General features: G+C 69.6%; 27 protein-coding genes and 2 pseudogenes. 8 read left to right on the top strand and 21 right to left on the bottom strand.

Annotation, left to right across the window (positions count from 1 at the left end):
• Nucleotides 1-495: 495 nt before the first annotated feature.
• On the bottom strand, nt 496-1377 hold the full coding sequence (locus ACFYO2_RS24480; protein WP_388352812.1) for an amidohydrolase family protein: 882 nt from the start codon (nt 1375-1377) through the stop codon (nt 496-498).
• Nucleotides 1378-1665: 288 nt separating this feature from the next.
• Here ACFYO2_RS24480 and ACFYO2_RS24475 point away from each other — a divergent pair, with 288 nt between their 5' ends.
• Complete coding sequence (locus ACFYO2_RS24475) at nt 1666-2262, top strand: TetR/AcrR family transcriptional regulator (RefSeq protein ID WP_388352740.1); 597 nt, start codon at nt 1666-1668, stop codon at nt 2260-2262.
• 71 nt (nt 2263-2333) lie between these two features.
• Nucleotides 2334-2510 (top strand): annotated as a pseudogene (locus ACFYO2_RS24470) (alpha/beta fold hydrolase); the annotation flags it as partial.
• 61 nt (nt 2511-2571) lie between these two features.
• On the opposite strand, the gene ACFYO2_RS24465 reads toward ACFYO2_RS24470, so the two are convergent.
• The 7 genes from ACFYO2_RS24465 to ACFYO2_RS24435 all read right to left on the bottom strand — a co-directional run bounded on the left by ACFYO2_RS24465 (nt 2572) and on the right by ACFYO2_RS24435 (nt 9028).
• Nucleotides 2572-3351: an enoyl-CoA hydratase/isomerase family protein gene (locus ACFYO2_RS24465; protein ID WP_388352738.1), complete on the bottom strand. Its 780-nt coding sequence runs from the start codon at nt 3349-3351 to the stop codon at nt 2572-2574.
• Entirely contained in the window at nt 3348-4595 is a 1248-nt protein-coding gene (locus tag ACFYO2_RS24460; protein ID WP_388352735.1) for a cytochrome P450, read from the bottom strand. Before ACFYO2_RS24460 ends, ACFYO2_RS24465 begins: the two co-directional genes overlap by 4 nt.
• Nucleotides 4596-4689: 94 nt before the next feature.
• Nucleotides 4690-6069, bottom strand: coding sequence for a cytochrome P450 (locus ACFYO2_RS24455; protein WP_388352733.1), 1380 nt, complete (start codon nt 6067-6069; stop codon nt 4690-4692).
• A gap of 10 nt (nt 6070-6079) precedes the next feature.
• On the bottom strand, nt 6080-6640 hold the full coding sequence (locus tag ACFYO2_RS24450) for an ATP/GTP-binding protein (RefSeq protein WP_388352730.1): 561 nt from the start codon (nt 6638-6640) through the stop codon (nt 6080-6082).
• A gap of 3 nt (nt 6641-6643) precedes the next feature.
• Nucleotides 6644-7030 carry a DUF742 domain-containing protein gene (locus tag ACFYO2_RS24445; RefSeq protein ID WP_388352728.1) on the bottom strand — a complete coding sequence of 129 codons (387 nt, stop codon included), beginning with the start codon at nt 7028-7030 and terminating at the stop codon, nt 6644-6646.
• Complete coding sequence (locus ACFYO2_RS24440) at nt 7023-7868, bottom strand: roadblock/LC7 domain-containing protein (protein WP_388352725.1); 846 nt, start codon at nt 7866-7868, stop codon at nt 7023-7025. Before ACFYO2_RS24440 ends, ACFYO2_RS24445 begins: the two co-directional genes overlap by 8 nt.
• The gene (locus ACFYO2_RS24435) at nt 7865-9028 is read right to left on the bottom strand and encodes an ATP-binding protein (protein WP_388352809.1); all 1164 of its coding nucleotides are present in this window, start codon (nt 9026-9028) and stop codon (nt 7865-7867) included. The genes ACFYO2_RS24440 and ACFYO2_RS24435 overlap by 4 nt, the downstream gene beginning before the upstream one ends.
• A 381-nt stretch (nt 9029-9409) precedes the next feature.
• Here ACFYO2_RS24435 and ACFYO2_RS24430 point away from each other — a divergent pair, with 381 nt between their 5' ends.
• Entirely contained in the window at nt 9410-10198 is a 789-nt protein-coding gene (locus ACFYO2_RS24430) for a class I SAM-dependent methyltransferase (protein ID WP_388352722.1), read from the top strand.
• Nucleotides 10199-10376: 178 nt separating this feature from the next.
• On the opposite strand, the gene ACFYO2_RS24425 is transcribed toward ACFYO2_RS24430, so the two are convergent.
• From ACFYO2_RS24425 to rpmG, 5 genes are all read right to left on the bottom strand, one after another.
• Entirely contained in the window at nt 10377-11522 is a 1146-nt protein-coding gene (locus ACFYO2_RS24425) for an RNA polymerase sigma factor (protein WP_388352806.1), read from the bottom strand.
• Between the two features lie 8 nt (nt 11523-11530).
• On the bottom strand, nt 11531-11938 hold the full coding sequence (locus tag ACFYO2_RS24420) for a YciI family protein (RefSeq protein WP_388352719.1): 408 nt from the start codon (nt 11936-11938) through the stop codon (nt 11531-11533).
• Between the two features lie 233 nt (nt 11939-12171).
• Nucleotides 12172-12294, bottom strand: a complete 123-nt coding sequence (gene ykgO / locus ACFYO2_RS24415) for a type B 50S ribosomal protein L36 (RefSeq protein ID WP_388352716.1) — start codon at nt 12292-12294, stop codon at nt 12172-12174.
• Nucleotides 12295-12332: 38 nt separating this feature from the next.
• Nucleotides 12333-12593, bottom strand: a complete 261-nt coding sequence (locus tag ACFYO2_RS24410; RefSeq protein ID WP_388352713.1) for a type B 50S ribosomal protein L31 — start codon at nt 12591-12593, stop codon at nt 12333-12335.
• 44 nt (nt 12594-12637) lie between these two features.
• Nucleotides 12638-12802: a 50S ribosomal protein L33 gene (gene rpmG / locus ACFYO2_RS24405; protein WP_388352710.1), complete on the bottom strand. Its 165-nt coding sequence runs from the start codon at nt 12800-12802 to the stop codon at nt 12638-12640.
• Between the two features lie 57 nt (nt 12803-12859).
• On the opposite strand from rpmG, the gene ACFYO2_RS24400 reads away from it, so the two are divergent.
• Entirely contained in the window at nt 12860-13750 is an 891-nt protein-coding gene (locus tag ACFYO2_RS24400; RefSeq protein WP_388352708.1) for a hypothetical protein, read from the top strand.
• Between the two features lie 216 nt (nt 13751-13966).
• On the opposite strand, the gene ACFYO2_RS24395 is transcribed toward ACFYO2_RS24400, so the two are convergent.
• From ACFYO2_RS24395 to ACFYO2_RS24385, 3 genes are all read right to left on the bottom strand, one after another.
• The gene (locus tag ACFYO2_RS24395) at nt 13967-15199 is read right to left on the bottom strand and encodes an MFS transporter (protein ID WP_388352803.1); all 1233 of its coding nucleotides are present in this window, start codon (nt 15197-15199) and stop codon (nt 13967-13969) included.
• A 208-nt stretch (nt 15200-15407) separates the two neighbouring features.
• On the bottom strand, nt 15408-16805 hold the full coding sequence (locus tag ACFYO2_RS24390) for a glycoside hydrolase family 43 protein (protein ID WP_388352705.1): 1398 nt from the start codon (nt 16803-16805) through the stop codon (nt 15408-15410).
• A gap of 229 nt (nt 16806-17034) precedes the next feature.
• Nucleotides 17035-17976, bottom strand: a complete 942-nt coding sequence (locus ACFYO2_RS24385) for an RNA polymerase sigma-70 factor (RefSeq protein ID WP_388352702.1) — start codon at nt 17974-17976, stop codon at nt 17035-17037.
• Between the two features lie 173 nt (nt 17977-18149).
• Here ACFYO2_RS24385 and ACFYO2_RS24380 point away from each other — a divergent pair, with 173 nt between their 5' ends.
• The gene (locus tag ACFYO2_RS24380) at nt 18150-18635 is read left to right on the top strand and encodes a carboxymuconolactone decarboxylase family protein (RefSeq protein WP_388352699.1); all 486 of its coding nucleotides are present in this window, start codon (nt 18150-18152) and stop codon (nt 18633-18635) included.
• Between the two features lie 311 nt (nt 18636-18946).
• The gene (locus ACFYO2_RS24375; protein WP_388352696.1) at nt 18947-19156 is read left to right on the top strand and encodes a hypothetical protein; all 210 of its coding nucleotides are present in this window, start codon (nt 18947-18949) and stop codon (nt 19154-19156) included.
• 232 nt (nt 19157-19388) lie between these two features.
• Here ACFYO2_RS24375 and ACFYO2_RS24370 read toward each other — a convergent pair whose 3' ends face one another.
• The 5 genes and pseudogenes from ACFYO2_RS24370 to ACFYO2_RS24350 form a co-directional block, all read right to left on the bottom strand.
• Nucleotides 19389-20924 (bottom strand): FAD-dependent monooxygenase, encoded by a 1536-nt coding sequence (locus ACFYO2_RS24370; protein ID WP_388352693.1) that lies wholly within the window; start codon nt 20922-20924, stop codon nt 19389-19391.
• Nucleotides 20925-21137: 213 nt separating this feature from the next.
• Nucleotides 21138-21509: pseudogene (locus tag ACFYO2_RS24365) on the bottom strand (DUF2236 domain-containing protein); the annotation flags it as partial.
• Between the two features lie 109 nt (nt 21510-21618).
• Nucleotides 21619-22275: a class I SAM-dependent methyltransferase gene (locus ACFYO2_RS24360; RefSeq protein WP_388352690.1), complete on the bottom strand. Its 657-nt coding sequence runs from the start codon at nt 22273-22275 to the stop codon at nt 21619-21621.
• Between the two features lie 336 nt (nt 22276-22611).
• The gene (locus tag ACFYO2_RS24355) at nt 22612-22995 is read right to left on the bottom strand and encodes an STAS domain-containing protein (protein ID WP_388352687.1); all 384 of its coding nucleotides are present in this window, start codon (nt 22993-22995) and stop codon (nt 22612-22614) included.
• 107 nt (nt 22996-23102) lie between these two features.
• Nucleotides 23103-23543 carry an Hsp20/alpha crystallin family protein gene (locus tag ACFYO2_RS24350; protein ID WP_388352685.1) on the bottom strand — a complete coding sequence of 147 codons (441 nt, stop codon included), beginning with the start codon at nt 23541-23543 and terminating at the stop codon, nt 23103-23105.
• A gap of 92 nt (nt 23544-23635) precedes the next feature.
• Here ACFYO2_RS24350 and ACFYO2_RS24345 point away from each other — a divergent pair, with 92 nt between their 5' ends.
• Nucleotides 23636-23884: a hypothetical protein gene (locus ACFYO2_RS24345; protein ID WP_388352683.1), complete on the top strand. Its 249-nt coding sequence runs from the start codon at nt 23636-23638 to the stop codon at nt 23882-23884.
• A gap of 2 nt (nt 23885-23886) precedes the next feature.
• Complete coding sequence (gene grpE, locus ACFYO2_RS24340; protein ID WP_388352680.1) at nt 23887-24384, top strand: nucleotide exchange factor GrpE; 498 nt, start codon at nt 23887-23889, stop codon at nt 24382-24384.
• Nucleotides 24385-24412: the final 28 nt, after the last annotated feature.

The raw sequence follows: 24412 nt of genomic DNA, 5'->3' as shown, positions 1-24412 counted from the left end.
ATGCCGACTCCTTCACACGGCCTTCGACTTCGCTGCACGCAGGCCGGTTGCCACCGATCCCAGGACGGACACCCCCGCGCCGAGGCTGCCGCAATGCGACGCAGCCGTGACTGCTTTCCAGGTTCCGTGCGGCCTGTCAGTGAACGGTGTGCAGGTTTTCCGGATCTTCGGTACCCGGCCAAAGGCGCGTGCACCCGATACCGTCCGTTTCAGCATGTGCAGCGCCTTGTACGCGGCCGCCAGGCGATCAGCCCCGGCAACGCGAGCGCGGGCAGGCGCAGCCGTCCCGCCCATCGGCGCAGCATCGCCTACCGAGTGTCGCCGGCCGGCAGTCGGGCCGGGACCACGGCCGGCAAAGCCCCGACGAGGAGCTGGTCGGCGCGGGTGTCGGCGCCGATGCAGACGCGGTACGCCGTCGTCGGGTCCCGTTTTCTCACGTTCCCCACACGATCAGCGCCTACGTCCGGCACTCCAGGGCGTCGTCGCGGCGGTTGCCTACAGCCCGAAGAGCCGCGCCCCATTCTCGTAACAGACCCCGCGCAACCACTCATCACCCAGTCCCAGCCGTTCGAGGGCCTCGAGCTGGTGCACGTACGCGTAAGGGATATTGGGGAAGTCGGACCCGAGCAGTATCCGATCGCCGAGGTCGGCGAGCCGGCCGAGTTCGGTCGCCGGGAAGGGGGTGAAGCGCTCGCTGAAGTCCGTGAACACCATGGTCGTGTCCAGGCGGACCTCGTCGTACCGCTCGGCCAGGTCCAGGAAATCGGCGTACTCCGGCATCCCCATGTGAGCCACGATCAGGGGCAGGCGCGGATGCCGGGCGAGGAGCCGCCCCACCGGCTCGGGCCCGGTGTGTTTGCCGGGCGCGGGACCCGAGCCACAGTGCATGACCACGGGGACTCCCGCCTCGGCCAGCATTCCCCACACGGGATCGAGCAGCTCGTGGGTCGGGTCGTACGCCCCCACCTGCACATGCGACTTGAAGACCCGAGCCCCCGCCTCGACGGCCGTGCGCACATACTCCTCCACGCCCTCCTCCGGATAGAGGGTGGCCGTGTGCAGGCAGTCGGGCGTGCGTCCCGCGAAGTCGGCGGCCCATTCGTTCAGCCAGCGTGCCATGCCGCCCTTGTGCGGATAGAGCATCGCGGTGAAGGCGCGCACCCCGAAACGCCGCAGCAGCGCGACCCGTTCGTCTTCCGCGTGCCGATAGGTGATGCCCCACTCGATGCCGGTCGCCGGACCGACCGCGTCGAAGTACTCCCACACTTTGCGCAGGACCCGCTCCGGCATGAAGTGCGTGTGTACGTCGACAAGCCCGGGCACGCCGATACGTCGCCGAAAGCTCTCCACAGCCTCGACTTCACCCACGGGGCCGATTCCCCTCGACGTCGCCGCACACGAGGGTGAATACGGCGGTGTGGCGCCAGGATCGAGAAGCCGGTGGGGTGGGTTGAGGTGGCGGCCCTACGAATCGCGCAGTCATGCCCTCACTGTCACGTGGACGCGTTGTGAGAACAAGCCCCTTGATCCTCATGGTCGGGGGTGACCCTCCGGATGGCCTGCGGAGCGGCGGTGTCGAGTTGACCGGATGCTGCCTCCGTTTTAGTGTGGAATGTGCCCGGAGACGGGCTCCGTTTCGTGGAGTCGCAAGAGGCGGGAGGGCGTATGAGCGCCAGTGGACAGCAGGGGCGCAGGCTCCGTGCGGACGTCCAGCGCAACCGGGCCGCCCTCCTGGAAGCAGCGCAGCGTCATTTTCTGAAGCACGGGGTCGGCACGTCTTTGGAGGCGGTGGCCAAGGAGGCGGGCGTCGGGCCCGGCACGTTGTACCGGCACTTCCCCACCCGGGAGGCGCTCCTGGCGGCCGTGCTGCAGACGCGCTCCGAGGAGCTGGCGGCCCGCCAGGCGGACATCGCCCAGCTCGCTGACCCCCGCGAGGCGCTACGGCAGTGGCTGGGGGCGATGGAGGAGTACTTCAGCGCCTTCAGTGGACTGCCGGAACCCCTCATGGCCGCGGCCAGAGCCCAGGAGCCGGACAACCCGCTCACGCTTCCCTGCGACACCCTCATCGCCACCACCGACGAGTACGTTCAGGCCGCGCAGCTCGCGGGGCACGTGCGCCCGTCGGTGAAGAGCTACGACCTGTTCCTCGCGGCCGTCTCGGTCGCCTGGATCAGGGGCACCGGTGCCACCGGCGAGGAGTCACTCGGCCGCCTTCGCGCGCTCATCGAGAGCGGATACCGCGAGCGGGACGACGAGGCGTAAGCCGCGGACCGTTCCCTCGTGGTCGGCTGCGGGGCAGCCTCGGACCCGACGCTCCGGTGAACGGCTTCCGGATGGGAGGGCCTCCGTTCGAGCAGAGTGCGGCCCACCGCTTCGTCGACGTGAACGGGGTCAGGCCGCACATCGCCGAGCAGGGGCAGGGGCCGCTGGTCCTGCTGCTGCACGGCTGGCCGGAGAGCTGGTACTCCTGGCGTCACCAGTTCGGGGCGCTGGCAGCGGCCGGATACCGCCATGCGGATGCCGCCGTCCGCCGACGGCGACATCCGCTCGGAGCGCTTGGTTGCGGGGCCGTCAGGTCACGGCTTCGCGCTGGTTGAGGTGTGCCGTCAGGAGGTGGGAGTCGAGCAGGGCGACGTCGGCGGTGCGGTCGGCTCGTGCGAAGCCGGCGAGCATGCGTTTGGTCAGGACGAGCGCCTCGGGCGAACGCCGGACGAGCGGCCTCGTCCATGCGTCGATGGCATGGTCCAGCTGGTCGAGGGGGGAGACCTTGTGGAGGAGGCCGAGCCGGTGGGCGGTGGGGGCGTCGAACACGTTGCAGGTGAGCATGAGCTCGCGGATCCTGGCGACGCCTGCTTCGGAGATGAGGCGGCCCATGGCTCCTCCCCAGGCGGGCGGGAGGCCGAGACCGACCTCCGGCATACGGAACCGGCAGGTGTCCGCGCCTGCGCGCAGGTCGCAGTACGCGGCGAGCGCGAGGCCCGCACCGATGACCTTGCCGTGAAGCCGGGCGACAGTGACGACGTGGGTGTTCTCCAGGGCCTGGCACAGGCGGTGGGCCTTGTCCCCGATGCGTCGCAGAGTGGCACCCGTCGGATCCATGGCGAGGGCATCCAGGTACTCGTGGCGGTCGGCCCCCAGGCAGAAGTCCTCGCCCATGGAGGACAGCAACAGCACGCGGATGTCGGGCCGTTCATGGAGGCCGTCGAAGAGGGCGATGAGGTCGTCGAGAACAGCGACGCTCAGCGTGTCGTCCTGTTGGGACGGGTTGAGACGGACATTGAGGACGGGGCCATCCTGCTCGACGCGTATGGCCTTGTCAGTGACGACGGTGAGGGTGGGGGTCTCGTTCATGCGAGGGCGACGTCCAGGTTCAGCAGGCGACGGAAGGCCACCCGGGGCGCCCGCGGCGGGCGGCGCACGAGGGTGAGGCGGGGCAGGCGTCTGACCAGTTGGTCGAGAAGGGTCTGGGCCTCCAGGCGGGCCAGCGGCGCGCCGAGGCAGTAGTGGATGCCTCCGCTGAAGGCCAGGTGAGCTGGTTTGCGGTGGGGGTCGAATCGCTCGGGATCGCTGTGTCTGGCCGGGTCCCGGTGGGCTGCCCCCACCATGAGGTGGACCATTTCGTCCTTGCGGATCTCAACGCCCTCCAGGGTGCAGTCCTTGGCGGCGACCCGGCTGATCACGTGCGTGGGAGAGTCGTAGCGCAGCGTCTCCTCCACGAAGGCGGGCACCAGGTCCGGACTGGTGGCGACCATGTCCCACCGCGCCGGGTGTTCGACGAGCAGGAGTGTCATGGTCGACAGCAGGGTGGAGGTGGTCTCCAGGGCCGCGAGGAGGACGAACAAGGCCAAGAAGTAGACCTCTTCGTCGACCTTGTCCCGGTCCGGTTCCATGGCGTCCCAGGTCTCTATCCAGCGAGACACGGGGTCCTCGCCGAGGTGGGTGCGCCGATCGCGTACTAAGTCCAGGAAGTAGGCGCGCAGTTCGGCCATTGCCGCGTCGGACCTGGCCAACTGGCTGGCGGAGGGCAGCAGTTCCTGGGTGAAGACCTGGTCGTGGGTCAGTTCGCGCAGACGCGGCCAGTCGGCGGCCGGCAGGCCGAGCCAGTCACCGATGGTGGCGATCGGCAGTTCCTCGCTGACCAGGGCGGCGAAGTCGGCCTCGCCGGCGCGCAGATGGTCGGCCAGGGAGTCCAGGAGCTTGTCGGTCACCCGGCTCACCGTCCGGCCGATCCGCTCGATGGTGCCGCGGTCGAAGGTGCCGGCCGCCCGGCGCACCCTGGTGTGCAGCGGAGGGTTGAGGGCAGGCAGGGTGCTGCTTATCTCGCGTGAGGAGGGGGCGTTCCAGCGGGTACGCGGGCCCTGCCGCTCCCGCCAGCTCTTGTCCGGTTCCAGCCAGTCGCTGCTGCGGAGTATCTGGTCGCAGACCTGGAAGCTGGTTACGAGGGAGCCGCCCCACGGAGCTGGGCTGACTCCGCCCTTTGACCGGAGTTCCGTGTAGATCGGAAAGGGATTGGCTTGCCCCTCCGCCGTCCGCAGACGGGAGAAGAGGGAGACGGTGGCCCGGCGGTCAGATGACGGAGTCGTGACACTCTCCACGATGACGGCTCCTTTCTGAGCAATCAGCCGCCATACGTACCCGTGGGGTGCTTGAAGCATCCAATAACACTGTGTTCTCGTAGGGTTACTTACGTCACTCTCCCCTTGTCCATGCCAGGAAGCGGCTGAACAGTCCTCCCTTGTGCTGCGGCGCGGCATGGGCCGCCTTCCGGGACTCGGACCCGGCGGAGGGCTGCGCAGCGGACGCGGACGGCTGTCCCGCCCGGGCGTCCACGGGCTTCACGTACTCGGCGGCGGCCGACGCCACCGTGCGCGGGGTGAAGCGGACCGGGATGGTCACCAGGGACCGGCTCCAGGGCGCCGGTACCCAGGCGAGCTCCTTGAAGGCGATGCGCATTTCGACGTCGGGCAGCCGGTTGAGCAGGGTCTCGACCGCGGTGACCGCGATCATGAACGCCGGGTCCTTGGCGGGGCACGCGTGCGGTCCGGCGCCGAAGGCCAGGTGGGCCTTGGCGCTGAGCTGTTCGCGGTGCTTGGTCAGCTTGGGATCGTTGTTGGCCGCCGCGAAGGAGATCAGGACCGGCTCGTCGGCCGGGAGCGTCCTTCCGCCCAGTTCGACGTCCTGGGTCGGGTAGTGGGCCGCGTAGTTGGCGATCGGCGCGTACTTCCACAGCGTCTGGGACACGGCGTCCTCGACCGGCAGGCCGACCTGCCAGTCCTCACTGAGGTACAGCGCCGTGCTGGTGCCGATGGTGGCGGTCAGAGGTGCGGTGCCGCCGGAGAGCAGGGTCACGAGCTGGTGCAGCACCTCCTCGTCGGTCAGCTCCGCGGAGTGCTCCATCAGGCGTGTGGTCAGGTCCTCACCGGGCTGGCGCCGTTTGAGTGCGATCAGTTCGGCAAGCGCCCCGCCCAGCACCTCGTCCGCACCGGCGGTGCCTTCGAAGATGCCGCTGATGCCGACGATGACACGGTCGCCGATCTCGGGCGGGCAGCCGAAGAGGTCGCTGAACACCAGGAGCGGGAGCGGCTGGGCGTAGTCGGCCATCAGCTCCGCCTGGCCGCGGGGCTCCGAGCTGAACTGGCTGATCAGGTAGTCGGCGGACTGCTGGGTCTGCCTGACGAGTTGGAGTTCGTTGACAGTGGCCAGGCTGTCGGTGACCGCCTGCCGCAGCCGGGCGTGTGCCGCCCCGTCGCTGAACAGTGCGTTGGGGCGGTAGCCCATCATGGGCAGGGCCGGGCTGTCCGGGGGCACGAGCCCTTGGTTCAGCGACTTCCAGCGGCGTGAGTCCCGCACGAACCAAGCGGAGTTCTGCAGGATGTACAGGGCTGCGTCGTAGCTGGTGACCAGCTCGACCTGGACGCCCGGTGCGATGTCGACGGGGGCACTGGGGCCGGTGGAGCGCAGGTGGGCGTAGTGGCGCTCGGGGTCGGCGCCGAATTCGGGTCCGAACAGCTGGACGTTCTGGTGGGCGGGGCAACCGGCCGGTATCCCGGGCGTGTTGAAGTGCTGCATGCCGTGACTCCTAGCTGAGTATGGCCATGAGGTGCTTCACGAGGGTGATGAGCGCCTTTGCCGAAGACTGCTGGCTGCGGACGTCGCAGTTCACGATGGGGGTCTCGTCGGAGAGGTTCAGCGCCTCGCGTACCTCGTCGAGCGGGTAGTCGATGGTGCCGTCGAAGCGGTTGACCCCGATGGCGTAGGTCAGGCCGAAGCTCTCGACCCGGTCCAGGACAGGAAAACTCTCGTGCAGACGCTCGGGGTCGACGAGGACCAGGGCACCCAGCGCGCCCCGGGACAACCCCTCCCACACTTCCTTGAAACGTTCCTGTCCCGGCGTTCCGAAGAGGTAGAGGACCAGCGTGTCGCTGAGGGTCAGGCGACCGAAGTCCATGGCCACGGTCGTGGTCGTCTTGTCCGGCGTCCCGGACAAGTCGTCGAAGCCCTCGCTGGCCTCGGTGATCTCTTCTTCGGTCTGCAGCGGTTCGATTTCGGAGATGCTGCCGATGCAGGTGGTCTTCCCGACTCCGAAGTGACCCACTATGAGGATCTTCACGGCGTGGGAGACGTCTGGATCCAGGTACACGAGTCACGCTCCGAATCGGGTATGCAGGCCGTCGAGCACGGCACTGAGCAGTTCGCGGTCGGGACGCTCGGCGTGCGGTATGGGTTTCCGCACGAGGATGAGGCCGTCCTCCTCCATCTGCGCCAGCAGAATCCGCACGATGCCCAACGGCAGGTGTGTGTGGCCTGACACCTCGGCCACGGACAAGAAGCCATCGGCGACCAGGTCCATGACCTCGCGCGCCTCAGGGGGCAGCGTGCGTGCCGCGGCCGACGTACCCCCTTGCGCGGTCACCAGCGTGGTGTGCTCGTACTCGTGGTCCGCGGGGAGCGCACGTCCATTCGTGATCACGAAAAGAGGGACTAAGGCGGACGTCAGCTCCAGCTCCTCCTGCTCCGGATCGTCATGCATCGCCGACCCTCTCTTCCCGAGGCGCTCCGCCCGCGCTCAACTCCGGCACCACGTCGTGCAGCCGACTGGTGAACTCCTCGATGTCGCAGTCGTGTTCGGCGGCCGCGGACAGGAAGGCACCGTCGCCGGCCGCGATGAGGAAGATCCACCCGTGCTGGAACTCGATGACCGTCTGCCGCCACTCGGGATCCGCCTGTGCGCCGGCGAACTGCGAGGTCACGCGACTGTAGGAGTGGATACCCGTCATCGCCGCGGCGATCGTGTCCGCGAGGTCCTTGCTTATCCCCGAGGTGGCACCGCGGGGCAGCCCGTCGGACCCCAGCAACACGGCGTGAAGAGCGCCCGGGACATCGGCGACCACCTTGTCCAGTTCGGCGAGCGCGAACCCCGAACCACGCACGCCCTCACGTCGGACCGACGCGTCGTCCGCACCGGCCTCGTCCGCGCCGCTCACCCTCGGTGGCGACGTGAGGCTGTCACCCAGGCGGGCGACGAGCCGGTGCATACGGAACGAGATCTGCTGCAGGTCGACATCGGGCTCCGCGGCGGCGGCGAGGTAGGCACCCTGCCCCGCTCCGATCAGGAAGATCCATCCGTGCGAGAACTCGATGACCGTCTGATTCCACCGCCGGTCCTCCGCCGGCCCGGCGAAGTGGGCGGTGGCCCGGCTGAGGGACTGCATCCCTGCCATCGCGGCGGAGATGGTCCGCACGTCCTTGTCGGTCAAGCCGTCCGTGGCGCCGCGGGGAAGACCGTCCGCGGACAGCACCACGGCATGCAGTGCTCGAGGGACGTTGTCCACGATGTCCCTGACCATCCACGACATGTCTGTGGTCATGCCTCTTCGGACCCTTCGGGCTTGGAAGCGTCAAGATCGCGGCCCTCGAGCGTGCCGCGCTGCAGAGCGCCCAGGCCGCCGCCGGAGCGCGATCCCCTCCTGGGTGTCCCCGCCCCACTCACGCCACCCCCGGTGCCGGCGACGCTTGCGACAGGCGCCTTGCGCTCTCCCCGCTTCGGCAGGCCGTGCACCGTGCGCGCCACGGTCTGCTCCCCGCTCTCGACGCGTCGGATGCTGCTGACGGGGGCCTCCGTGGCGGGCGGCGGAGTCTCCTCCATGGTCCACAGCTCCTCGGGCAGCAGGACGACGGCCCGGACACCGCCGTACCGGGAGAAACCAGTGACGTCCACCTTGAAGCCGTACTGACGTGCGATCAGACCGACGACAGGGAAGCCGAACTTCGGCTGGGTACCGAGCTGCGACAGCCGCGTGACGTCGTCACCGGACAGCAGCGCGGACGCCTTCTGCCGGTCTTCGTCGCTCATGCCGACGCCCGCGTCATCGATCACGATGCACACGTTCTTCTGGACCCGCTGGAACGTCACTTCGATCGGCGCATCGTGCTGGGAGAAACTGGCGGCGTTGTCGAGGATTTCGGCAACGGCGAGGGCGACAGGTGCGACAGCGGACGGCTTCAGCGCGATTCCGCTCTGCTGCATGATCTCGACCCGGTGGAAGTTTCGGATCTGCCCCATGGCGCTGCGTACCACGTCGTAGACGCTGGCGGCCTGCTTGCGCCGACCCAGAGGCGCACCGCACATGACCGCGATGCCCTGCGCCTTGCGGGCCATCTGAGCGTTGGCGTGGTTCACTTCCAGCAGATCGGCGAGGACGGGGTGTCCTCCGTACTTCCGTTGGATGTTGTCGAGGAGTGCCGTCTGCTCGGCCGCGAGGCTCTGCAGGAAGCGAGCCGCTCCCTTGAGGACGGTCTTGGTGCTCTCCTCCGCCGCCTGCTCGGCTTCCTCGATGGCGGCGTCCTGCCCGTCGCTGAACTTCTTCAACTCGGCTCGTGAGAGCGCCACTTGCCGTTCAGCCGCCTCCAGCTTCTGCGTGAGTGCGACCTCGGTCTGCCTCTTCTTCACCCCCAGGGCTCTGTTGCGGACGACGAGTACTGCGACTGCGGCGACGGCTATCGCCGTTACCGCAACCAAGCACCACATGAGCGCGTCTTGATTCATGGAAACCTTCCCGGCGCGTGGCATGCAGACATCGATGGATACACCTCGCGAGGATCGCCGGCACATCGACGAGGAACTACATGACCGCTGTTGCACGAAGAGCAGGCCGACCTCAAATCAGCACCGGAGCCGAGTGGATCAAGGTCGCAGACGCCGGAATGCTATCACCGTGGAGCAACCTCCAAGAGGCAGACCCTGTGACCTCACGTGGCTCCAACGCGACTGGTGGGTAAGGTTCTTGAGTTGGCCTCAATTCGGCCTGAATCCCCGTCATGTCCGGTCCGCGAGCCCCTCGCGACATACCCACGGGTCACGCACCATTTCCACAAGGGCAACAGCAAACCTCCACCTTGAGTGAGGGCCATGAGTCCGGGTTTCAGTGGTGAGGTCGCCGAGTACTACGCGAAGTACCGTCGCGGCTACCCACCCCAGGTCATCGAGACACTGCAAGCAGCCTTCGAACTCGATACCGAAGACGTCATGCTGGATCTGGGATGCGGCACCGGCCAGCTCGCTCTCCCGCTCGCTTCCCGGTTCGGTTCGGTCATCGGCATGGACCCGGAGCCGGACATGCTGCGACTGGCCAGGCAAGCCGCCGCGAGGCAGGGCGCGCGGAACGCGACGTGGGTGCTGGGCGCCGACAGCGACGTCCCCGCGATGGGCGCGCTGTTGAGGCGGAAGTCCCTGGCGATGACGGTGATCGGGCAAGCCCTCCACTGGATGCGCCACGACGAGCTCTTCCGCGCTCTGGTGCCACTGTTCCGGGCGGGAGGAGGTGTCGCCGTCGTGGCCAACGGTACGCCGCTGTGGCTGCAGGACAATGACTGGTCACATGCTCTGCGGGCCTGCCTGGAACAGCACTTCGGCACAAGGCTGGAATCGACCTGCGGGACGAGCACGCACGATCGGCGCCGATACGCGCAGGCGCTGGAAGCTGCCGGGTTCGAAGATGTGCGGGAATCCCTGATCGAGTACAGCGACGAGCTGAGCTTCGACCGGCTCATCGGCGAGGTGTGTTCCGCGATTCCCGCGAGTGAACTCCCCGCCCCGGACAGTCGGCCGGCGTTCGTGGAACGGATCCGCCGGTCGCTTCCGCCTGCCCCGTATGTCGAGCACGTCGAAGTCGCCGTACTCGTTGGACGCATCAGGTGATCGAACTCCTGCCCGGCAGGGCCGATTGTCCCTACGCAGGCGCGGCATCTCCTCGACCGTCGGCGGCTGACGTGCCGCGGCGGTCACCACGCCTCCAGCTCGCCTGTCGTCGCCGCTGAGCTTCCCCGCGGGCAGTGCGTCGTGCAGCCGGTCTCGGCCGGCCCCAGAGCGCGACCCGTCAGCGAGACCCGCGGGCGTTGAGCCGGGCCGCCTGGCGGGTGAGGTGGTCGCGCTCGGCGAGGTTGGGTGCCTTTGGGGCCGCCTCGGCGTACAGCCGTGCGGCCGTCGCCAGGTCGCCGTCGCGCTCGTGGAGGTAGGCCGCCACCGCGGTGTGGCGGGGCAGTGAGTCGTCCAGCGCCGCGAGCGCCGCCAGGCCGGCGCGCGGTCCGTCGGCCTCGCCGACGGCCACCGCGCGGTTGAGCCGGACGACCGGGCTGTCGGTCAGGCGCGTGAGCTCGTCGTACCACTCGACGATCTGTACCCAGTCGGTCTCCTCGGCGGTGGGTGCGTCGGCGTGGAGTGCGGCGATGGCGGCCTGGGCCTGGAACTCGCCCAGCCGGTCGCGGGCGAGGGCCGCCTGCAGGATCTCGACGCCCTCGGCGATCAACTCCGTGTCCCACCGGCCGCGGTCCTGCTCGGCGAGCGGCACCAGGCTGCCGTCGGGCGCGGTCCGCGCGGCGCGCCGGGCGTGGTGGAGCAGCATGAGGGCGAGCAGCCCCGCCACCTCGGGGTGGTCGATGGCGGCCGCGAGCTGCCGGGTGAGCCGGATGGCCTCGGCGGCGAGGTCTACGTCGCCGGAGTAGCCCTCGTTGAAGACCAGGTAGAGGACGCGCAACACGGTGGCGACGTCGCCGGGCTGGTCGAAGCGCACGCCGGAGACGGTGCGCTTGGCCCGGCTGATGCGCTGGGCCATGGTCGCCTCGGGCACCAGGTAGGCCTGGGCGATCTGGCGCGTGGTCAGCCCGCCGACGGCGCGCAGCGTGAGCGCGACCGCCGACGAAGGCGTCAGCGAGGGATGGGCGCACAGGAAGTAGAGCTGGAGCGTGTCGTCCACCGCGGGCGCGGGCCCGGACGCCGGCTCCTCGTAGACGAGGTCCTCACGCCGGCGGCGGGCGGTGTCCGCCCGGGTCGCGTCGAGGAACTTGCGCCAGGCCACGGTGACCAGCCAGCCTTTCGCATCCCGCGGCGGGTCGGCCGGCCAGACGCGGACCGCCTCGACCAGCGCCTCCTGCACGGCGTCCTCGGCCGCCGCGAAGTCGGCTCCGCGGCGGACGAGGACGGCGAGCACGCTGGGCGTGAGGCTCCTGAGCAGGACCTCGTTCATCTCAGAGATCACTCCGTGATGGTGGGCGACACGCCGTAGAACGGGCGCAGCTCGAGCCACTCGTGGATCGGCTCCCCGCCCTTCCCAGGGGCGGCCGACAGCTCCCCGGCCAGCTCGACGGCGCGCTCGTAGCTGTCGACGTCGATCACCATCCAGCCGGCGATGAGGTCCTTGGTCTCGGCGAACGGGCCGTCGGTGACCGGCGGGCGCCCCTCGCCGTCGTACCGGACGAACGTCCCCTCGGGGGCGAGCGCCTGACCTTCGACGAACTCGCCGGTCTCCTCGAGCCGGGCCGCGAAGTCGTTCATGTACTGCACATGGGCCGAGATCTCCTCCGGCGTCCACTGGTCCATGGGTACGTCGTTGACCGCTGCCGGGGCGCCGCGGTAGTGCTTGAGCAGCAAGTACTTGGCCATGGTGTTCTCCTCGGTGCTGGTGCGACCCCATTGTGGTCGCGTTCACAGCGGGGACGGAGCCCGTCACGAGTTCTCGACATCGCCGTCCGATTTTTTTGGCTCTCGTGGATGAGCCTGCGTGAGCCGTCCGGCGGTGTCCCGGATCCGGTGCTGACCGGCGCGGCCGGACAACAGTGCGGCCGGCCCGGTCCTGCGCGTCGCAGGACCGGGCCGGCCGGCTTGACGGAGCGCTGTCAGCCCTGGCGGGCCTTGAAGCGAGGGTTCTTCTTGTTCAGGACGAAGACCACGCCCCGGCGGCGGACCACCTGGGCACCCGGTTGGGACTTCAGTGAGCGAAGGGACTTGCGCACCTTCATGGCTCTGCTCTCCTCTTTGCTCGAGCGGCGACCCGGGGTCAGTTCCGGGCCGTGACCGTGCGGCCGTAGCGGCGCTCGAAGCGCTCCACCCGGCCGGCGGTGTCCACGACCCGCGAGTTGCCGGTGTAGAACGGATGGCTCGCCGAGGACACCTCGACGTCGATGAGCGGGTAGGTGTTGCCGTCCTCCCACTCGATCGTCCGAGCCGAGTTCGCGGTGGAGCGGGTCAGGAATGCGGTGTCCGCGGCGCGGTCACGGAAGACGACCGGCCGGGAGTTGGGATGGATGCCATGCCTCATGGGGTTTCTTTCCTTGTGGTCGTCTGATGGCGGAGGGGGGTGCTTCAGCGTTGCTCACGGAAGGGGACGTGCTGCCCGGCCACCGAGTCGTATTTGCGCAGGACGAGCCGGTCGGGGTCATTACTGCGGTTCTTGCGCGTCACGTAGGTGACGCCGGTCCCGGCCGTCGACTTCAGCGTGACGACGGGACGCGCTGTGTTGCGTGCCATGAGGTCCTCCTTTCACCCACATCACCGATGATGACCGGTGCATGTCAGCTACGTGTCATGGAACAACGGCTCCCGCCGTCGCATTCCCGACCCGGCAAGAGTGCCGCTCGTACGGAGGAGATGGCCGCGGCGGCCAAGACCGCCGGCCGGACCGAGGACGCCCACCGCATCCATGCCGCCCGCCGCCCCACCCTCGCCGCCTGGGCGGCCAACCTGCTGCTGCGTTCCAAGCCCGAGGAGAGCCGGCGCTTTCTGGAGTTGGGGCAGGCGCTGCGCGAGGCCTACCAGACCCTGGACGCCGTGGGAGTCAAAGAGCTCTCCGAGCAGCGCCGCAGTGTCGTCGCCGCCCTGTCCCGGCAGACCGCCCAGCTGGCCCGTGCCGCAGGGCACCGGCTGTCGGACGCCGCACAGCAGGACGTCGAATCCACCCTGCGCGCCGTGCTTGCCGACCAGGACGCGGCCGACCAGTGGGCCACGGGCCGTCTGACTTCCGCCCTCACCCCACCATCGACGTTGCCCACCGGCACCACTCCGGCAGCCGAACCACCGCGCGAGCCGCCCACACGCGCGACCGCGCCACCGCCGGCACGGACCCGGGCGAAGGACGAACTCACCGACCGGCGCCGCCGCCGGCGGCAGGAGGAACTCGCCCGAGCCAGAAAGGCAGCCAGGGCGGCCGAGCAGCACCTCCGCGACCAGCGCGCGGTGGAACAAGACGCTGACGCGTCGTGGCATCGGGCACGCGACCGGCACGACCAGGCCCGCGAGCAGGTATCCGCTGCCGAACAGCAACTGCGACACGCACGTGCCGCCCTCCAACAGGCCGAGCAGGAACAACAGGAGGCCGAGGAGCGGCGGCAGGCGGCGGCCGACGCCCTGACCCGCGCCGAACACGCAGCGCGCGAGGCCGCCCAGGAGGTGGAACGCCTGGCCGCACCCGACACATGAGCGCCGCTCCGCACACGGCGGTGTCAGGCCCATGCCGACACAACGGTGCCTGGTGCCGACTCGAGGCGGACAACATGTTCGCGGACTGGGCCTACCTCCACCAGGCGGTCGGCGACGGCAGCCGGAATCCTCAAGGCGAGCCGTGCCGGACCGCAGCCGACAGCCCGCCGTCACCGACGGCACCGGGTTCGCTCCCGGCGGCCGGCCGGCAGGCATTCACCTGCGGTGGCTTCGAGCCGCGCATCGCGGCCGCAGGCCGGTCTGCTGAGCGGGTGACCTGGCTTGGTGTGCGGCGACGGCCATGACGATGACGGAGGTCAGGACGATGCCGGCGCCGACGTAGAGCGGCGCGGTGTAGCCGAGGCCCGCGGTGATGGCCAGGCCCCCGAGCCAGGCGCCAAGCGCGTTGCCGAGGTTGGACGCGGACACGTTGGCGCTGGCGGCCAGGGCCGCCCCGTGGGCGTAGTCGGTGACGCGAGTGATCATGCCGGGCACGCCGGCGAACCCGAACAGCCCCATCAGAAACACCAGTATCACCGACGCGGTGGCGCTGCCGGCCAGCAGACCGAACACGGTCAGGGTGACGGCAAGCCCGAGCAGGGAGAGGACCAGGGCGCCGTCACGGTCACGGTCGGCCGCTCGCCCGCCGACCAGGTTCCCGACGACCAGGCCGACGCCGTACACCATCAGCAACCAGGCGACATCCCCCGGAGAGAAGCCGCCGACCTCGGTGAAGGTGTAGGCGATGTAGCTGAACGCGCCGAACATCCCGCCGTAGCCGAGCGCGGTGGCCGTCAGGGTCAGCCAGACCTGCCAGGACCGGAAGGCCCGGAACTGGCTCCGCAAGCCGTCGGCCGGTGTCGCCTCCGAGCGGACCGACACTGACGGCGGCCGCACGTGGCCCGCCCAGCCGGGGACGAGGGCGACGATTCCCGCCAGCGCGAGCACGCCGATCGCGGTGACCGCCCAGAAGGCCGCCCTCCAGCCCCAGCGCTCACCGACCAGCGCACCGAAGGGCACGCCCAGCACGTTCGCAACCGTCAGCCCGGCGAACATGACCGCCACCGCACGGGACTTCCTCTCCGGCGCGACCAGACTGCGAGCGACCAGCGAGCCGATACCGAAGAACGAGCCGTGGCACAACGCCGCGACGATCCGCCCGAGCAGCATCACCGAATAGCTCGCCGCGAGAGCGGACAACAGGTTGCCGACGACGAACAACGCCACCAGGCCGACCAGGACCGTCTTGCGGGGCAGTCGTGCCGTCGCCGCGGTCAGCGCGATCGCGCCGACCGCGACACTCAACGCGTACCCGGAGATCAGCCGGCCCGCCGCCGCCTCGGACACCGCGAAACTCGACGCCACCTGCGGCAGCAGCCCGGCGATCAGGAACTCGGTCAGACCGATGCCGAAACCGCCGAGTGCCAGCGCGACCAGTCCACTCGGCATCCGTCGCCGTTCGTTCACCCGCCTACGCAACCGGGTGCCCGTCCAGCCGGAAGTCCGTGCCCACGACCCCGAGTTCGCTCATGGCCCCACCCTGACCGCTGGTGGCGGACCCGTCCATGGACAAAGATCGACGACGCTTGGACGGAAGTCTCCTCGGCGCCCCCACCGCACCCCTTGGGCGTCGGCCTGAGCCGTTGGCTTCCGCCTGTCAGTAGCCGACGTAGAAGGTGGCGTCGGCCTTCTCCGTGGTGGTGGAGATCGGGTCGATGCGCAGGACGTAGTCGGTGTGCCGGATGTAGCGGGTCGGGAAGTTGTACGAGCGGAAGGACGACCAGGAGGCGTCGGCCAGGCCGGCGGTCTTGTAGAACGTGGCGTCCGCGGCGAACGTCGAGGTGCCGTCGTTCTCGTCCAGCCGCAGGTTGTAGCTGTAGTGCCGCAGGTAGCGGGTCGGGTAGTTGACCGACTGGAAGGACACGCCGGCGCTGTCGGCCAGACCGGGCACGAGCTTCCACTGCGAGTCGGGGTACGGGTCGAACGGGTAGGCATCGATACGGCCGACGGAGTCGGCGTGGCGGACGTAGCGGGCCGGGTAGTTGTAGGACTTCAGCCGGTTCCAGGCGGGACTTCCCCACTTCGCCACGAGGTTGTTGTACTCGGTGGTGGTGATCGTCTCGATGGTGCAGTGCTTGGAGTTGAGCGGCTGGGTGTAGACGCGCTGGTCCAGCGCGGTCCAGGTGCCTGCGGCGAGGTCGTTGCTCTGCCAGGCGTAGAAGACGCCGTTGGGCGAGTAAGTGTCGCCCCACAGGTACCAGGTGCCGGAGGTCAGGGACTTCACGAGGGTGGGTGCCTCGGTGCCGCCGTGGGAGACCGGGGTGCTGAAGGGCGTGAAGCTGCCCGGGGCGAGGGTGGTGGACCTCGCGCCGACGAGGGTCTGATCCTTCTTGTAGTAGAGGTAGTTGACGCCGTTCACGCCCACGGCGAGGTCGCCGTCGATGATGTCGTAGCCGGGGTCGAAGAAGACCTGGGGGGACGTCACCGTCTGGAAGTCGGTGGTGTAGTTCACCATGAGTACGTTGTGGCCGCTGGAGTTGACGGACGAGTAGATGATTCCGTACTGGCCGCGGCCGGCGTCCCAGAAGGACTCGGGTGCCCAGCTGTGGGTGACCATGTCGTGCAGCTTCAGGCGGCGGTAGCCGGTGAAGGTGCGCAGGTCCGCGGAGTCCCAGACGTGGATGTACTGGCTGTTGTAGTTCCAGTCGGTGCCCTTGAGGTCGGTGGCGAGTACGACGAAGGTGCCGTCCTGCTTGCGCATGATGAACGGGTCGCGCAGGCCGCCCGCGCCCGCGGTGGGCGTGACCACGGGGTTGTTCTGGTTCAGCGGCATCCAGCGCAGGCCGTCGGTGCTGACCGCCAGGTGCAGGCCGTAGTTGGCCTCGAGCATGGTCGTGGACTCGGTGAAGTAGCCCATGACATAGGCCGAGTCCGCGGCGTAGGCGGGCAGCGCGCCGACGGTCAGCGTTCCGGTGAGGGCCAGCGGTACGGTCGCGGCCATGCCGAGGAACAGTCGGCGCGACGGGTGGGGGCCGGGGCCGGGTGTTGCGCTCATCAGCTCTCCAGGTGCGTGCGGGCGTGCGGGCGCGCTGAGCGGGTGGCGGCGCTGGAACACCTTGCGCACAACCACTATTGGCCGAAATACCGAACGAAGTTCGGTGAATCGATCAGAAGGTAGAGGTGGGGTGAGTGCGTGTCAATTGGTTTGACGTTCCTCGCTGACTCCTGTGGGAATGGCGTACGTGAGGCCTCGACGCTCCGTTCGTTTCCGAGGGTCCCCGAGCTCAGCGGCGCAGCGCGGTCTCCCGCTGCATGTGCGACAGCTTCTCGGGATTGCGCACGGCGTAGAGTCCGGTGATGAGGCCGTCATCGATGCGCACCGCCACGACGGTGTCGATCTCGTCGTCGAGCTGGAAAATCAGCGCCGGGTAGCCATTGACCTGCGCCGGCCGCAGCGCTCCCATGGCGGCGATCCTGCCGAGCCCGGCGGCCAGCAGGCGGCCCACCTTGTCGGCTCCCACGACGGGCCGCAGGACGGCCTGCTTGATCCCACCACCGTCACCCAGGAAGACGACGTCCGGCGCGAGGATGTCGAGCAGGCTCTGCAGATCGCCCGTTGCGGCCGCCCGCTGGAACGCGTCGAGCGCCTCCCGGGTCTCGGCCGGGGAAACGATCCCGCGCGGTCGGCGTGCCGCGACGTGGGCGCGCGCCCGATGGGCGACCTGGCGGACCGCGGCCGGGCTCTTGTCGACGGCCTCTGCGATCTCGTCGTACCCGAGGTCGAACACCTCGCGCAGCACGAACACCGCCCGCTCGGTCGGCGTGAGCGTCTCCATCACCAGCAGCATCGCGATCGAGACGCTGTCGGCCAGCTCGACGTCGTCGGCCACGTCGGGCGCGGTCAGCAGCGGCTCGGGCAGCCAGGGGCCGACGTAGGACTCCTTGCGCCGGCCGAGCGTACGCAGTCGGCTCAGCGCCTGCCGGGTGGTGATCCGGACCAGATAGGCACGCTGATCCCGCACGGTGTCGAGATCGACGCCCGCCCACCGCAGCCAGGTCTCCTGCAGGACGTCCTCCGCGTCGGCGGCCGAGCCGAGCATCTCGTAGGCGACGGTGAACAGCAGGTTGCGATGGGCGACGAACGCCTCGGTGGCCGGGTCCGTGCGTCCGCCGCCGGCGAGCTGCCCGGCCGTGTCCTGTGTGCGCTCGCTGTGCTCGCTCTTCACCGGCTGCTCCCGCCTGTTCGCTCTCGACGATGCCACGTGCACAAGACGCCGGTCCCCGCGGCTTTGTGACGCCCCCGAGCGGTGGCGCGCGTCACACGACCGGCCCGTCACAAGGAGCGGGTCGCCAGCATCTCTTGTTCGTCCAGTGCAACTCCACGAGTGAGGACAACGTCATGGACGCCCGATTCAACCTGTTCGACAACGAGATCGCCGCCAAGTTCGCCAAGCGGTTCGCCAACGCCGCCATGGTGATCCACCAGTCGCCGCTGCCGAAGTCCACACAGGAGCTGGTGTCGCTGCGCGCCAGCCAGATCAACGGCTGCGGCTGGTGCATCGACATGCACACCAAGGAGGCCGCGGCAGCAGGTGAGACCGCGGTCCGGCTCAACCTGGTCGCCGCCTGGCGCGAGTCCACCGTGTTCACCGAGGCCGAGCAGGCGGCGCTGGCGCTCGCCGAAGAGGGCACCCGGCTCGCCGACGCCCACCACGGCGTGTCCGACGAGACCTGGGCCCAGGTACGCAAGCACTACGACGACGACCAGATCGCCGCGCTGGTCTCCTTGGTCGCCCTGATCAACGCGGCCAACCGGCTCGCCGTGATCGTGCACCAGCGGGGAGGTTCCTACGAGCCCGGCATGTTCACCGCCGCGCTCAACTGATCGGCGGACGCATCCGGCCCGGCCCGGGATCATTCGATCCGGACCGGGCCCGCGCGGCGCCGGTCGCACCGGCCCGTTCCGGTAAGGGCCTGATCACCACCCGCCGCGCTGGACTCCCGGGCCGGCGCACCCGCTCCCGCTCCCGAGTCGCTCGAGCCGGAGGTCCTCGACGAGGGCCCCGCCCAGGTCCCGCCGACCCCGGACCGCCCATGCACGGGCGGTAGACCTGATCGACCCGTCCTGGGCACTGCCCCGCGGAGCGTGTCACGCAAGCCGTCCCGGGCGCCCGGCGCAGGGCGGCGACGCTGTCCGTGGCCGTCATCCTCGACGTGACACTCGTACGGATGGTCCTCGTGCCCGCCGCGATGAGCCTGCTCGGCAAGCACGCCTGGTGGCTGCCGGGCCCGCTGCGGCGGATCCTGCCGGACATCCACCTCGAAGGCGACGACGCGGACGACCTCCTGCCCGCCCCCGCGCCGCCGGCGGATCTGGCAGCGGCGGAGGCGCCCAGGACGGGCTAGTCACCTTCGCGGGGCAGCGGCCGACCCCGGCTGCTGCCCTCGCCTGACGTCGGCCCGGACCCGTCACTGGTCCGGGCCCGCTCCATCGCCCGCCCGCCCCCAGCGCCACGCACGTCGCCACGACGACCAGGCCCCAGAGGGCGAGACGCAGACTCGTCGCACCCCGCGACGAGGCCCAGGACGGGTTCGCTCGGCGCCGGCCTGAGAGGCGGCTCGCCCCACCTCGGGGCCGTCATGACGCGTCGGACGACGTGGGAAGCCATCGATCGAGGTACCCGCGCAACCCCGCGAGCTGTGCTCCACGGGCCACATAGCCGAGGTAGCCGTCGGGGCGTACGAGCCCGTGCACGACGTCGGGCCACGGGGCCCGGGTCTCGACGCGGTGGACGCCGACGAGGCCGTCACGGCCGCGCAGGAGTGGGGCGAGGCGTTCGTCGCTCCACAGGTGAGGCGGCCCGGTGAGCAGCAGGTGATACCCCGGGTCGGCGCAACGCGCCTGGAGGCCGCGCGGCAGGTCGGGCAGCCGGTCGCCGGCTCGCGGACCGCGTCGCGGCGGGCGCGAGCCTGCCGTGGAGGCGGGGCTGCGCCGGTAGTGGATGGCGAGTTCGGACACCGTACGGAAGACGCGCCCGCGCAGTGCCGTCGTGCGCATAACCAACGGAGCCAGCCGCGGGGCGAGTCGGGTCCGGGCGAGCCGGATGGCCGGGTTGCCGCTGGTGCCGATGGTGAAGGCGCGGTCGGTGAAGCGCCGGACGATGCCGCCCACCGGGGCACGTTCGGTCTCGTACGTCTCCAGCAAGCCCTCCGGCGCCGCGCCCCGACAGACCAGCGCGAGCTTCCAGCCGAGGTTGAGCGCGTCCTGGATCCCGGTGTTCATCCCCTGCGCCCCGGCCGGGCTGTGGATGTGGGCCGCGTCCCCGGCAAGGAAGCAGCGCCCGGCGCGGTAATGGGCGGCTCCCCGGTTGTGGAGCCGGAAGTCGGTCATCCACGCCGGGTCCCGCAACACCAGGGCGTCGCCGGTGTAGCGGCCGGTGATCTCCTGCAACAGCGGCAGCGTCACGTCGTTGTCCGGAGCATCGGGCGGCCGCATCGCGAGCATCCGCCAGGTGGCCGGCGAGCCCAGCGGAAAGAAGAACAGCATCCCGGTCCCGGCCATGTACGTGTGCACCGCGTCCGGCTCCAGCCCGTCGACCTCCAGATCGGCGAGCAGGAACGTCTGCGGATACGCGTAGCCCTCGAACCCGATGCCCGCCTGAGCCCGCACGGTGCTGTGGGCGCCGTCGCATCCGACGACGTACCGCGCCTTAACCGTCTCCTCGGTACCGTCTCCGCGCCGCAGCCGGCAGGCCATGTACGAGTCCTCCGCCTCCGTCCCGACCAACTCGGTGCCCCGCTCGATCCCGACGCCACGCGCGGCGAGATGCCCGGCAAGGACTCGCTCGGTCTCGGCCTGCGACAGGAACAGCAGAAAGGGGTACGCGGTGTCGCTCAGCCCGATGTCGAAGAGCCGCATCGGCACCACCCGCCGGGGCAGGTGCATCCGCAGCCGCATCGCCGGGTTGCCACGGGCGACCAGCTCGTCCGTCACGCCGAAGCCGGCCAGCGCCTCCAGCGTCCGGGGCTGAATGGCCAGCGCCCGGGACTCGCGCACCCGGTCGAGGGACCGATCGACGATGCGGAACCGCGTCCCGTACGCACGCAGCTGCGCGGCAAGCGCGAGCCCTGTCGGACCCCCGCCGACCACCAGCACATCCAACGGTGCCACCATGGCCCCACGGTAGTGCGATGCCCTGGCCCCGGCAGGATCTGGAGGGGGAAACGCGTCACGTCCGGCATGGACCACTCGAACCACGTCACCCACCGCCACGCCATCCGCAGGCGCGAGAACCTCATGCCTCATGCGTATTGCGCATGAGTATCCCGCAGACCTTCCGGCGGACCGACGGCCGGGCAGGGTGTGGGCAGGCTGTTCGGTCGGCGGTCAGATCGGGTCGGCGGCGCGGGCGGGGGCGGGTGGGGTCCAGCGGTGGGTGCGGGGCATGGTGGAGGAGACGCCGTAGTCCTTCTTCAGTTGCTCCGGGATCGCGTAGTGCATGACGCGGCCGCGGGTGAGCGAGGACAGCTCGAGGATCGTGGTGAGGTGGCCGAGGCGGTCCAGCGCCCAGGCGCCGAGTGGGGAGCGGTCCTCGATGGTCTCCAGGACGCCGAGCAGGTGGGGTACGGCTTTGACGACGGTGTCCCAGGTGGTGCGCGGGACGTCCAGCCAGTCGGCGCAGGTGTCGCCGATGAGGTGGCGGATCAGGGCGGAGACGATCGGGTCGAAGAAGGTGCCGGGGACGACTTCCTCGTACAGGGGTCGTCCCGCAGCTGGAACGCCTCGACCAGCGGCAGCCCGTAGACGTACGACCCCTTTCCGCGCCGACACAGCACGTCGCGGCCGCCTCTCGCTGACCCCAGGCCGCTCAGGGGCGATTCCACACGAGCGTGTAGCGCCAGAACAGCCGTCGGCGCAGCCGCGCGCCGGGGAGGACATCTCTGGTTTCACGGAGGATGTCGTCAAAGGTCATGTCCGCCGGGCGAGTTGGAGCCGTCATGGAGACGGGCCGGGACGAGGGGCGGCCCTTGTTCTTCAGCCAGCCCATGGCGGCGTTGGCCGGGACGGCGATGAGACCGAGCAGGTGGTCCACCGGGGCCTGGGCGCGAGACAGACCAACGACCACCAAGGTCCCTCCCGGCGCCAGATGACTGCGGAAACTCGTGAGCGCCGGGGTGAACGGCAGATGGTGGATCGTGGCGACGCACGTGATGACGTCGAAGGAGCCGGCCGGGAACTCGGCTACCGCGTCCGTGACGGTGAAGGTCACCGGAAGCGCGGCGGGAGTCAGCTGCTGGGCACGGGCGGTGATCACCGGATCGGAGTCGGCTCCCACCACGGCGGCGGCACGTCCGGCCAGGAGCCTTGCGAGGTCACCACTGCCGGAGCCGACGTCCAGGGCGCGGTCGAAGCGTGTCGGCAGCTGCCGCAGGATCCAGCGGTGGTAATGGGCGTTGTGATCCCAGGGATAGGCGGCATTGAACCGTTCAAGAGCCTGCAGAACTCGAGGCGAAAGAATCTTCATCCACCCAGTCCATCAAGACGCGGCGGCCTGCACACGCCGTTCCGGAACGGCCCGGCGGGCCGTCTCAACCGCCGCGCCCGGTGGGCGCCGGCAGCATCCGGGCGTGCGCTGCCCGGAGCCGGTCGAAGGCCTCCACATCGGTCCATGTCTCACGAGGACCGCGGTGGCCTGCGCACCGGGCCCAGCTGCCGGCCCCGACGCATGTGACCGGCGGGATGAGCAGCCACATCGGTGCAGCCGCGGATTCTCTCCTTCCTGGGCGCGTCGTGGTCGGCACTCCAGCGGTGCCAGCAGTGCCCGCAGGTGAACTCCGCGCGTGCACAGCCGGTTCGGTGATCACTGCGCGACATCTCCAGGATGGTCGACATGGGCGGGGCCGCGGGCGGCCAGCGCGGCTTCCAGGGTCGGGTGGACGGGCAGGGCATCGGTGAGCCGGCTGATCCGCAGGATGCGAAGGACACGCCCCGCGGGACAGACCAGGCGCAGCTCGCCCTCCTCCGTCTGCAACGCGGTGCGGACGGCGATCAGCGTGCTCAGCCCGTCGACGTCGCAGTAGGACAGCTCGGTGAGGTCGACGACCAGGCGCAGGGGACGCCGGCTGCGCTCGGCCGCGGTCGCGGCGCAGGCACGCAGTTCCGGAGCGGTCTCGCTGTCGAGGACCCCCCGGACTTCCATGACGGTCCAGTCGCCCTCACGGCGCGACGCCACGAAGAGAGCCATGGTCACCTGCCTCGTGTTCCCGTGCCTGTCCGGGTCCGGCACACCTCGTACGACGCGCGCCTTGCCGCCTTTCGCCCCCTGCCCGCTGTCCTGCCCTCTACTTCCGCTCAGCTGGTGATCTGCTTGGCCTCCTTGTCCGCTCGGCCGATCTCGATACGGCGGGGCTTGGCCTCCTCGGCGACCGGGATGCGCAGCGTGAGCACGCCGGCGGCGTACTGGGCGTCGATCTTCTCCAGGTCGAGGGAGTCGCCCAGGAAGAGCTGGCGGCTGAAGACGCCGTGCGGGCGCTCGGCGACCAGCAGGTCGGCGTCCTTGGCGTCGGGTGCGGGACGCTCGGCCCGTACGGTCAGGACGTTGCGCTCCACACTCAGGTCCACGGTGTCCGGGTCGACGCCGGGCAGGTCGAAGTGGACGACGAAGTCGCCCTCCCTCTGGTACGCGTCGATCGGCATGGCGGCCGGCCTGGCGACGGTGCCGAACGCCTGCTGGGTCAGCTGCTGGGCGAGCCGGTCGAATTCCCGGAAGGGATCCGTGCGAACGAGGACCATTGTTCAACTCCTTTCACCTGGTCGGTTCTGTCCGTCCGGGCTCCGGGAGCCCGGAGTGCCTTCGACAATTCATATACCCCACCCGGTCATACTTGACCAGGCAGCGCTCAAGTTTTATCCATTCCAGTAGGCAAGTCCGCGAGGCGGAGCAGCACGCCGAGGAGGAACGCAGGCGGCACGAGGCCGCGGAGACGCGCAAGATCGGCACGGCGCTGTACGAGAAGTCGCGCGCCGAGGGCTCGGCGCAGGAGTCCGCGGGTGCGTCCCAGGCGTCCGGCGGCTCCGACGAAGAGGTGGTGGACGCCGAGATCCTCGACGACGACACATCGGAGGCGGGCTGACCATGGAACGGAGCCGGCCGCACGGTACTCAGGAACTGGAGCACCTGCTGCAGGAGCGCACCGCCGACCTGCAGCGGGTGAAGGCCGAGTACGACAACTACCGCAAGCGGGTGCGCCGGGATCGTCTCGCCATCCGCGAGATCGCGGTGGCCAACGTGCTGACCGCCCTGGTGCCGGTGCTGGACGCCGTCGACCGCGCCCGCGAGCACGAGCCGCTGACGCCGGGTCTCAAGGACATCATCGGCTCCCTGGAGACCCAGCTCGCAGCGCTCGGGATGCAGGAGTTCGGTAGGGAGGGAGAGGTTTTCGACCCGACCCGGCACGAGGCCCTGACCCACCACGTCGCCCCCACCGCCGAGCACCTGACCTGTACCAGGGTCCTGCGCCCCGGTTACCGGCTCGGTGACCATCTGCTGCGTCCGGCGTACGTGGAGGTCACCGGGCCGCCTCCGCCCGGCAGGCAGCCGGACCCGACCGAAGGTGATCAGGAACTGAGCTGAGCAAGGTCGTGATGGCCCGGGCACAGCG

The sequence above is a fragment of the Streptomyces sp. NPDC006602 genome (assembly GCF_042870385.1).
Classification (GTDB): domain Bacteria; phylum Actinomycetota; class Actinomycetes; order Streptomycetales; family Streptomycetaceae; genus Streptomyces.
Note: the sequence above shows the minus strand (reverse complement) of the source record. Positions and strands in the feature narration are given on the sequence as shown.

Excerpts from the sequence above, each read along its gene's own strand:
- ACFYO2_RS24475 (WP_388352740.1), top strand. The coding sequence starts at position 1,666 with ATGAGCGCCAGTGGACAGCAGGGGCGCAGGCTCCGTGCGGACGTCCAG.
- ACFYO2_RS24465 (WP_388352738.1), bottom strand. The coding sequence starts at position 3,351 with ATGAACGAGACCCCCACCCTCACCGTCGTCACTGACAAGGCCATACGC.
- ACFYO2_RS24455 (WP_388352733.1), bottom strand. The coding sequence starts at position 6,069 with ATGCAGCACTTCAACACGCCCGGGATACCGGCCGGTTGCCCCGCCCAC.
- ACFYO2_RS24445 (WP_388352728.1), bottom strand. The coding sequence starts at position 7,030 with ATGCATGACGATCCGGAGCAGGAGGAGCTGGAGCTGACGTCCGCCTTA.
- ACFYO2_RS24440 (WP_388352725.1), bottom strand. The coding sequence starts at position 7,868 with ATGACCACAGACATGTCGTGGATGGTCAGGGACATCGTGGACAACGTC.
- ACFYO2_RS24435 (WP_388352809.1), bottom strand. The coding sequence starts at position 9,028 with ATGTGGTGCTTGGTTGCGGTAACGGCGATAGCCGTCGCCGCAGTCGCA.
- ACFYO2_RS24430 (WP_388352722.1), top strand. The coding sequence starts at position 9,410 with ATGAGTCCGGGTTTCAGTGGTGAGGTCGCCGAGTACTACGCGAAGTAC.
- ACFYO2_RS24425 (WP_388352806.1), bottom strand. The coding sequence starts at position 11,522 with ATGAACGAGGTCCTGCTCAGGAGCCTCACGCCCAGCGTGCTCGCCGTC.
- ACFYO2_RS24420 (WP_388352719.1), bottom strand. The coding sequence starts at position 11,938 with ATGGCCAAGTACTTGCTGCTCAAGCACTACCGCGGCGCCCCGGCAGCG.
- ykgO (WP_388352716.1), bottom strand. The coding sequence starts at position 12,294 with ATGAAGGTGCGCAAGTCCCTTCGCTCACTGAAGTCCCAACCGGGTGCC.
- ACFYO2_RS24410 (WP_388352713.1), bottom strand. The coding sequence starts at position 12,593 with ATGAGGCATGGCATCCATCCCAACTCCCGGCCGGTCGTCTTCCGTGAC.
- rpmG (WP_388352710.1), bottom strand. The coding sequence starts at position 12,802 with ATGGCACGCAACACAGCGCGTCCCGTCGTCACGCTGAAGTCGACGGCC.
- ACFYO2_RS24400 (WP_388352708.1), top strand. The coding sequence starts at position 12,860 with ATGGAACAACGGCTCCCGCCGTCGCATTCCCGACCCGGCAAGAGTGCC.
- ACFYO2_RS24395 (WP_388352803.1), bottom strand. The coding sequence starts at position 15,199 with ATGCCGAGTGGACTGGTCGCGCTGGCACTCGGCGGTTTCGGCATCGGT.
- ACFYO2_RS24390 (WP_388352705.1), bottom strand. The coding sequence starts at position 16,805 with ATGAGCGCAACACCCGGCCCCGGCCCCCACCCGTCGCGCCGACTGTTC.
- ACFYO2_RS24380 (WP_388352699.1), top strand. The coding sequence starts at position 18,150 with ATGGACGCCCGATTCAACCTGTTCGACAACGAGATCGCCGCCAAGTTC.
- ACFYO2_RS24370 (WP_388352693.1), bottom strand. The coding sequence starts at position 20,924 with ATGGTGGCACCGTTGGATGTGCTGGTGGTCGGCGGGGGTCCGACAGGG.
- ACFYO2_RS24360 (WP_388352690.1), bottom strand. The coding sequence starts at position 22,275 with ATGAAGATTCTTTCGCCTCGAGTTCTGCAGGCTCTTGAACGGTTCAAT.
- ACFYO2_RS24355 (WP_388352687.1), bottom strand. The coding sequence starts at position 22,995 with ATGGCTCTCTTCGTGGCGTCGCGCCGTGAGGGCGACTGGACCGTCATG.
- ACFYO2_RS24350 (WP_388352685.1), bottom strand. The coding sequence starts at position 23,543 with ATGGTCCTCGTTCGCACGGATCCCTTCCGGGAATTCGACCGGCTCGCC.
- grpE (WP_388352680.1), top strand. The coding sequence starts at position 23,887 with ATGGAACGGAGCCGGCCGCACGGTACTCAGGAACTGGAGCACCTGCTG.